The organism is Luteibacter sp. P4_D7_3 (genome assembly GCF_056401735.1).
Genome location: NZ_JBFUIT010000185.1, coordinates 1 through 7,958, shown reverse-complemented (window position 1 = coordinate 7,958; position 7,958 = coordinate 1). Strand labels below are relative to the sequence as shown.

Below are 7,958 nucleotides of genomic sequence, written 5' to 3'. Positions count from 1 at the left end.
GAATGTAGATCCCCCTCGAATCCAACTCCTTGATGTGCAGCTGGTAGGGGCCAAAGGCGTTTCCTCCGAAGAAGGTTTTACTCCATGGAACGTCTGCCAGGGAACCGTACTGCTTACTGGTATGGTCTGACTCCCAGCCGGCCGCAGTAAAATTGCCCACCGGCGTGATGTGCCCATCTCCGCCGACGACCACCTTTCCACTTAGCAGCACCGTCCCATCCTTATCCCCCTTGTTCTTCCCCGTTACCGTCAACGTACCCTCAGAGGTTTTCTTGTTGTAGACAACCGTTATCTCGCAACTGGAATAGGATGTGTCGCCGACCTGACATCCTTTTCGACCGTCCGAGTCGATGAAGGTAAGCGGGTTGTCGTTGGCGTATCCGTATTGCCCAAACCCGCTGACACTGCCTGGTTCTCCGGAGATCGGATCGGTGCTGAGGAACCTCCCCACCACGGGGTCGTAGTACCTAGCTTGCATGTACACCAGACCCGAATCGGGGTCATTCACATGCCCGGTGTAACCTGGCCCCCCGGCCGGCGACCCCAACACCTGACTGCCATAGGGCCGGTAGTCGGACGTCGTCAGGATATCTCCCGACGCGTCAGCGGTGGCCAGCGGGGTGCCTTGCTGGTTGGTGTAGTAGTACGTGACCGTCTCGGCCGTTGAAGCCCCCGCGAAGAGCAACATGAGCGACAACGCCGTCGCCCGGCGCCAGGCTTCTCGAGCGTTCCGCGAACCCATGGAACGTATCGCGCCCCGGCCCAGCCGCGAGAGAGACCGAACAACATTCATGCATGAAGTCATGAGAATTCTCCGAATCACGGTGACGGGAACGGCACATAGGCCGAGCAACCGGACGCATTGCAGGCACGGACGGAATACGAACCAGTCAGCGTGGTCGAGGATCCACTCTGGAGCACATACGAGGCGATTGATGAGTTGTAGACCGTAGTCGTGCCGCTCAGAACCTCGTACCGAAGCGCACCGCTTACGGCGCCCCAAGTTCCCGTGAAGGTAAAAGTCGTCCCCGAGTTGGTCCTTGTCGTATTCACGCCTGATGGTGCGGCAGGCGGGAGTGCAACTTGGACCGTGACGGTTCCGCTCACCGGCCCACACCCACCGATATTGCATGGTTGAACGTGATAGGCGTAGCTACCGTTGCCCTTGCCGCAAATATTCAACGTGCCCGATCCGTCATTTCCGATGGTTGCAAATGCACTGTTGTTGGCGCTTTCCTGCATCACGTACGACGTCGCTCTGGCGACCATGCCCCAAGTGACTGTGTAGCAGCCGTTCGTACTTGTTCCGGGAACCGAAATGGCCGGTGCCGACGAAGGCGCGATAGTTACGGTGGACGACCCGACGGGACTGTAGTTGCCACACGGCGCTGTATTACAAGCCCGGACACGAAAGTAATAGATGCCGCTCACCGAAACGATTGCTGTCGTCGAGGTTCCGGTGCCTGCCCAAATGTTGGCGAAGGTAACGTTGTCGGAACTCTGTTGCAGTTCGTAAGTCAGCGCATAGGCCGTGGTCGGCCAGCTGATCGCAACCGATCCGCTGCTCGCCGATTGCACATTGATGGACGCAGGCGCGGGTGGCGTATGCCGCACCACCAACCCAGCGCTTGTCGCCCATCCGCTGCAGCCGGCGGAATTGCATGCCCTCGCCCGGAAAATGTAAGTTCCATCCAGTGCCGCCGGCAGCGATACTGACAACGCCGTTCCCGTGTAGGAACCCGGAGTCCCTCCAGTTGACGTAGCGTCGTAAGACGTCGCACCGGCCGACGCGGCCCAGCTAACGGTGACGCTCTGCTGGTCGGGACTGRGCACACCAGACACGGTTGCCGGCATCACCGGAATCGTCACGGGCACGGACACCACGGTCGTCGCTATGGGACTCCAGTTGCCGCACCCGCTGGCACCACACGCACGCACCTGATARTGGAAGGTACCCACTGCTGTGTGCGTGATGGACTTGCTCAGCGCGGTCCCTGTGTAGACAGCCGTCCACGTGCCACCGTCGGGCTCTTCCTGGAGCTGGTAGCTGGTCGTCGACGGGATTGTGGTCCAGGACACGGTATACGCCGTATTGGGCTTACCGGTCGCCGGTGCGCTCAGCACCGGTGCCCCGGCTCCGGCCACACTGTCCGTGCGGGCAACGAGCTTCTTGCCGAGGTAGATGTAGTCCGTCCCGTTGTTGCCGCTGGGATTGAACTGCCAAAGCAGCTGCCCGTCGTGCGTGTACAGGGAATACGTGGTCGCCCCCGTCACGACTGCTTTCACCCGACGGCCTTCGGCGTCGTACGTGTACTTGTCGGTGCTGGTGTTGACCGAGGTCAGGCGGTCCGCCTGGTCGAACGTGTAGTGCTCGGTTCCGTTTGTCGTGACGTTGCCACGGGTGTCGTAGGCAAAGGTCCGCGACACGCTGCCACCCCCGATGCTGGTGAGCTTGTTCGTGACATCGTAGGTGTACGTGCTGGTCTGGGTGCCCGAAACGATGGTGGTCAGGTTGTTGAGGGGGTCGTAGTTGTAGGTGTCCGAACCCCAAAGACCGCTGGTTGCAGTCTTCAAGCGATTCAAGCCGTCGTAACTGAACGTGCGGGAGCGCGGGCCGCTCGCGACCAGGTCGTCGAGTTCGGTGATGTTGGCGTTCGGGTCGTACTTGAACCCTTCGCTGAGGGTGAGGGTCGTGCCTTGGGTATACGAAAAGTCCGACATCAACTGACGCGTGTTTCGTTGGGCGAGATAGTCCACGCCATTGCCGAGGGTAAAGTGCAGCAGCTGGTCGTCGGGGAAATAGGATGCGCCGGTCGCGTAGGTGCCCGCCTGGGTGGGACGGCCGAAAGCGTCGGGCGCAAGCGGCACGGCCTTGCTGTCGGGATAAGTTACGGCGGCCACAACGCCGTTGACGTCGTAGCCGAGCCCCACCGGCCAGACATGGCCATCGACGGACAAACTCTGCCCAGTCGTCAGGTCGCGTTTGTTGTAGGCAAACAGCCATTGGACGACTGCCGCACCAGTCCCCGAGGACTCGGTCGATGGCTTGCCGGTCAGTGTGTAGGTGAAGTCTGCTTCCGGCGTCACCCCATCGCCGTAGGTCACCTTCGTGACGCGATTGAGCGTGTCGTAGGTGCGCGACACCATGGCGGCAGCTAGCACCTGGTCATAGCCGCAGCCGGCTTCCGTGATGTTCTGGCCCTTGGCGCTCCAGACGACGTTGTTGGCCGCGTCAAAGCTTGTCACCGTGCTCATCGTCTCCGGCTCGAAGGTGCGACAAACCCGCTTGAAGCTGTCGTACACCATGGATTTGGTCACACCACCCTGGATGACGGTTTGCGGATTGCCGTACAAGTCTCGCGTGATTTGCTGGACGACGCCTTCCGGAGCTTCCACCTTCACGGCGTTTTTCAGCTCTGGCTCGTCAAACACCTGGTAGGTCGTGGTCGTCGTGTTGTTGTTCGGGTCCGTGACCTGCTTTCTCGCACCGCCCGGATAACCGGTCGTGGTGACGTCTGCGGGATGGTTCAAATCTTCAGACGGCTGGATGGTCTGGATGGCTCGGGACAATGCGTCGTAGTTCGTCGTGATGCCGTTGGTCACAGCCGCCGAGTTGTAGGCCTGCAGTCCGTCGACCGCGTAGGACTGGAAGGTCGTGTTGCCCTTCCAGTCGTGCACGGTCACCGTGGTTGTCGGCAGCGCGCCGTCAATGGTGCGAAAGCGCTGGGCCACCATGGGCCGCAGCAACGCATCGAAGTAGGTCACCTGCGTATAGTTGGTCGCCGTGCCGTCGCCTTGCGTGACCGTGCGCCGCCAGTGCCCTGCGTCGACGCCCTGCTCTGCTGTCCCCACGAAGCTATAGGCGAACACCTTCGGCGCCCAGGCCACGGTGTCTCCGGCTGGATAGCTGATTTGTCCCAGCCTTCCGACCGAGTCGTAGCTGTAGGTCGTGGCATTGCCATTTTGGTCGGTGACGGACGCCACTTCACCAAAGGCATCGACCCCGATGTGTTCAGTCGTCTGGTCCGGGTAGGTCACCAGGGTCGGCAGGCCGCGCTGGTACGCGCTCAAGGTGGTGGTGTGATTGAGGGGGTCTGTGAAGGTGGCCAACTGGCCGAGACCGTCGTACGTGTAGTTCATCAACGTGTGACCGAAGCGCGAGCGGCTTTGCAGCTGGTCGAGTGCCGTGTAGGTGTTGACGGATTCCGTTTCCGGTACAGACAACGCCGGGGAGACGTTGGTCACCGTCTGCGGCAGGCCGAGCACCCAGTGGCCCGTGTCATTGAGGTAGGTGGTCGTTTCGACCAGTGCCGTCTGCCCGGCGACAGAATTCGAGCGGGTCGCCTGGGTGGGGTTGGCAAGCGCGTCGAAGGCGTTTGCGGTCCAGAGGTAGGTGTCGCTGTCATGCACCGTGGTCTTTTGGTTGACCGGGGTCAACCGTCCCATCTGGTCGGAGTTGACCGCAAGCACCGCCGAGCGACCCAGGGTTTGCGGCCAGGGATAAGGCCAGGGACCGCTGGCTGGCGGCAGCGCGTAATTGCTGGCCTCCGACCGGACCAGTGTGGACGTGTCGCCAGCGGTGAAGAACTCGGACTTCAGCAGGAGGCTTTCGGACGCATCGAAGCTGTTGCTGAAGGTGTAGCGCGTCGTGCGGTTGGACGGGTCGACCATTTCGGTCGACACACTGGTGGCGCACCCGGTGCACGGCGCCCAGCTGTCGTTTGGCGACGAGTAGGTGTAATTCCACGTCTGGGTGCCGATGCCCGCACCGCTCAAGGTCCGCTGGATAAGGGAATTGGATTTGTAGGCTGCCGGGAAGCGCAGCTGCGGCGTCGTGTTGGCGTTCAAACACACCTTGGGCACGTTCGACCGGCCCCGGATGGTGCTTTTGAGGGTAAAGGTCCCTGTGACCCCTGACGGCTGCGTAATCGAGCCCGACGACGTGACGGCATCTTGTGGCCGCAGCGTGTAGTCGCACCCTGCATTGCTGATGAGCGAACCGTCGCCCGGCAGCGGTGCAAAACCTGCGAGGTGGAACTGCCAGGAACTCCCGTCGGGCAAGGTCACCGCGCTCAGCCGGGGAATGACGGGGTCGGTGGTGGTGTCATAGGTGTACGTCCAGGTGCGGGGCGCCGTACTGGAGGGTTGGACCGTGATGCTGTGGACGCGGTAACCCGGCGGGTCGAAATAGTTTCCACCGGTATCCTTGAACGGGTTTTGCCAGGACTCGTAGGTGAGCGTCACCTGGCGCCCGTCGCTGCCATCGACCTCGGTCAGGTTGCCGTTGGCGTCATAGGTGTAGGTGACCGAGTTTCCGAAGCGGTCGACCACGTGGGACGCGACCATGGTTGCGACGCGCCGGTGCAGCGCACCACCACCGCCTTCGGCAACTCCGTCGGTTTTCTTGAAAAGCAACACATCCATGTAGTACTTCGTGCCGTCCGGGGAGACGGCAATGAAGCCCTCACCCGGCTGACCGTTTGCGGTTGCCGCCGTGCAACCCACAGCCCAGCGGGATTTGGTCACCAGAGGGAAATTGATGGCGGCGCCATTGGCGTCCGTCATCGCCGGGAACTGGGTGTTGCCGGCATCCCTTGCGAGGATGTCCTGGCTGCCCTGCCCTGGCACGATGAGCTGGTAGCCGTGCCACCAGTCGTCGGCCGGATACGTGATGACCGTGCCCTTGAACGTCACGAACTCGTCCGGCGCGCCGTCGGCAGCACTGCAGCGATTCGTGTCGGTGATGAAGAACCACTGCGCGTTTGGCGCCGGGTCCTGGTTGGCGATGCTGCTTGCCGCAGACAGGGTCTCGATACGCGGCGTTTCGAGCGACCAGTCGACGAACGCGTTGTCGATGAAGTCGTAGTAGACCGAGTCGGGGGGCACGTCGGCAGGATGGAACGAGCGGGTGAGTTCGATGTCCGGGCCCTGGCCCGAGAGCTTGATGTCGTTTTCCTCAAACGACAATCCGCCGTTGTACAGGCTGATGTTCTCGCCAAAGGGATGGTCACCGACAGGGTTGATGTCTTCGGACACCTTGATGCGCTTTTGGAACTCGCTCTCTGGCGTGACCGCTGCCGATTGGGCCACTGCCTGCCCGGCAAAAAGGGTCACGACCAACGCGCACGCGACCATTGTCGCGCGCCACCGCAATCCGAAGTCCGACATCCGTCGTCTCCCATCCCACTGAGTTTTGTTGCGTGGACGACCCGCCCTGCCAGGTGTCGTCGCCCCTGCCGCCATTGCGTGCGGCTTGGCGAACTTCCGTAAACGCGTATTAGCGAGGTGTGAAACGCTGTCGCACTTTCTTTCGACCGAACTGTGTGCAGCAGAGGCAAGGTTCTGCAAACGGCGAAACGGCGTTCTTTCCCGCCAGAGCCGCGTTTCGGCGACAGTGAATGCACGTCGAAGCACGCTCCGCTACAAATGCGCGCCGCCGACACGCTCGACGATTTCTTGCGATGCCATTTCGGGAAGTGTTGGGACAGGCCGCGCCTATAACTTTCGCCGTAGGAAACCGCTTACACGACGACACGGCCAACCCCTACACAAAAAAAAGCACTTGCCGGCACCGCTGTTCGCCGCGTTGCCCGTTCTGCCGATTCGTCGGTCGGACTACGCTGGGAATTTGCCGAATTTCCATAACAAAACGGGACGAGCAACATGGCGGCAACGCTCAACAACCGCGCCTTCCCACCGCAAGGTCAGCCATCACCGCGTGCTGTGAACGGTGTGCCGTTCCTGTCGCACAAATGTTACACCTGCGCGGTTGGGGCTGAGCCGCACGATTGCTATCTCAATGCAAAACATCACCGGGTTGTCAGTGGTTCGGCTTGCTCAGGAACGCCCGCGCAGGGAGACGGAAAGCCCATTGAGGACAGCGACCATCAAGGTTCCGGCCAGTCCTACGCGCTCGCGATGACGGTTCCGAGTCTGTCGGAGGCATCCTGGAGCATCTGAAGGTTTTCGGGATGGCGACGCGCCAACCATCCGACGAAGGCGGCGTCACGCAGGGACCGTTGGGCCTGCCGGGCCAGAACGACAAACTCCAGCACCTGCGCACCTTGCCTCATAATCCCGTCGTCGGTGCTTGACGCTGTTGGAAAATCCGGCGCCGGGATTGCCGTTGTGACCACACCTGAAACGCCGGCATGTCGAAGCGCAGCACGCAGCGACTTGTTCAGTGCAGCGCACTCTTCGGAAAGACTTCGAAGCGACGCATCCAGGCTGTCCGTGCGTGCTGGGGATATGTCGGGTGTGCCAGTTCGGTATATGGCCGCCGCGAGTGCCTCCATCAATGTTGCCGTGTACGCAGGAATCGCATTACAGGCGCGCGCTGAGACGTCTTTGGGGAAGAAACCGTAAACGACCCTGGGCCAAAAGACAAAGTCCCGGATGCTGGTCCCATCAGCCGTCATGCGAACGAACGCGACCACGTCAGTCGCAGCAGGTATCTGGCGGATGTACCAGCGTTCGACATTGCGGTACATCGACGTCCGGATGACCGTCACGGACACAGTCCAGGCCTCTGCCACGGTCACCACCCATCCGTCCCTGCTCACCGGAACACCCAGGTTCTCGAATACGGCAGTGAGGGCCACGGTCTGCAGCTCGCGGACGTCACGCAGGAAGAACCGGGCATCGGCGTAGACAAGGTTCTTAGGCGGCGCAAAGCCGATGCGCGCGTATACATGCCGCAGTCCACCAAACCGTCGGCACAGGGCCGGGATGGACAGCGCATCCGGCTCGTCCTGGATGCGCTTGGTGCTGATGTAGCCGTCCCGCTCGAGAATGCGGCGAAGAGGGGCCAACACCTCCTCGTCGCTCTGATTCACGGAAACGGTACGAAAGCGGTCGCGGGCGGCACGGAACAACCGCTTCGGAACGATGGCCGTGAATGCACCCTTGCATGTTACCCATTCGCTTTCCGGCACCTTTACGCGCGCCTGGTGCAGGGT

At 61.5% G+C, this 7,958-nt stretch carries 3 protein-coding genes; all 3 read right to left on the bottom strand.

Annotated elements, in window-relative coordinates; translation table 11 throughout:
• Positions 1-688: RHS repeat-associated core domain-containing protein (locus AC1DSN_RS14965; protein WP_477331399.1), on the bottom strand; the 688-nt coding region annotated here is incomplete at its 3' end.
• Positions 689-819: 131 nt separating this feature from the next.
• Complete coding sequence (locus AC1DSN_RS14960; protein WP_477331397.1) at positions 820-6,168, bottom strand: hypothetical protein; 5,349 nt, start codon at positions 6,166-6,168, stop codon at positions 820-822.
• Positions 6,169-6,905: 737 nt separating this feature from the next.
• Complete coding sequence (locus AC1DSN_RS14955) at positions 6,906-7,934, bottom strand: hypothetical protein (RefSeq protein ID WP_477331395.1); 1,029 nt, start codon at positions 7,932-7,934, stop codon at positions 6,906-6,908.
• Positions 7,935-7,958: the final 24 nt, after the last annotated feature.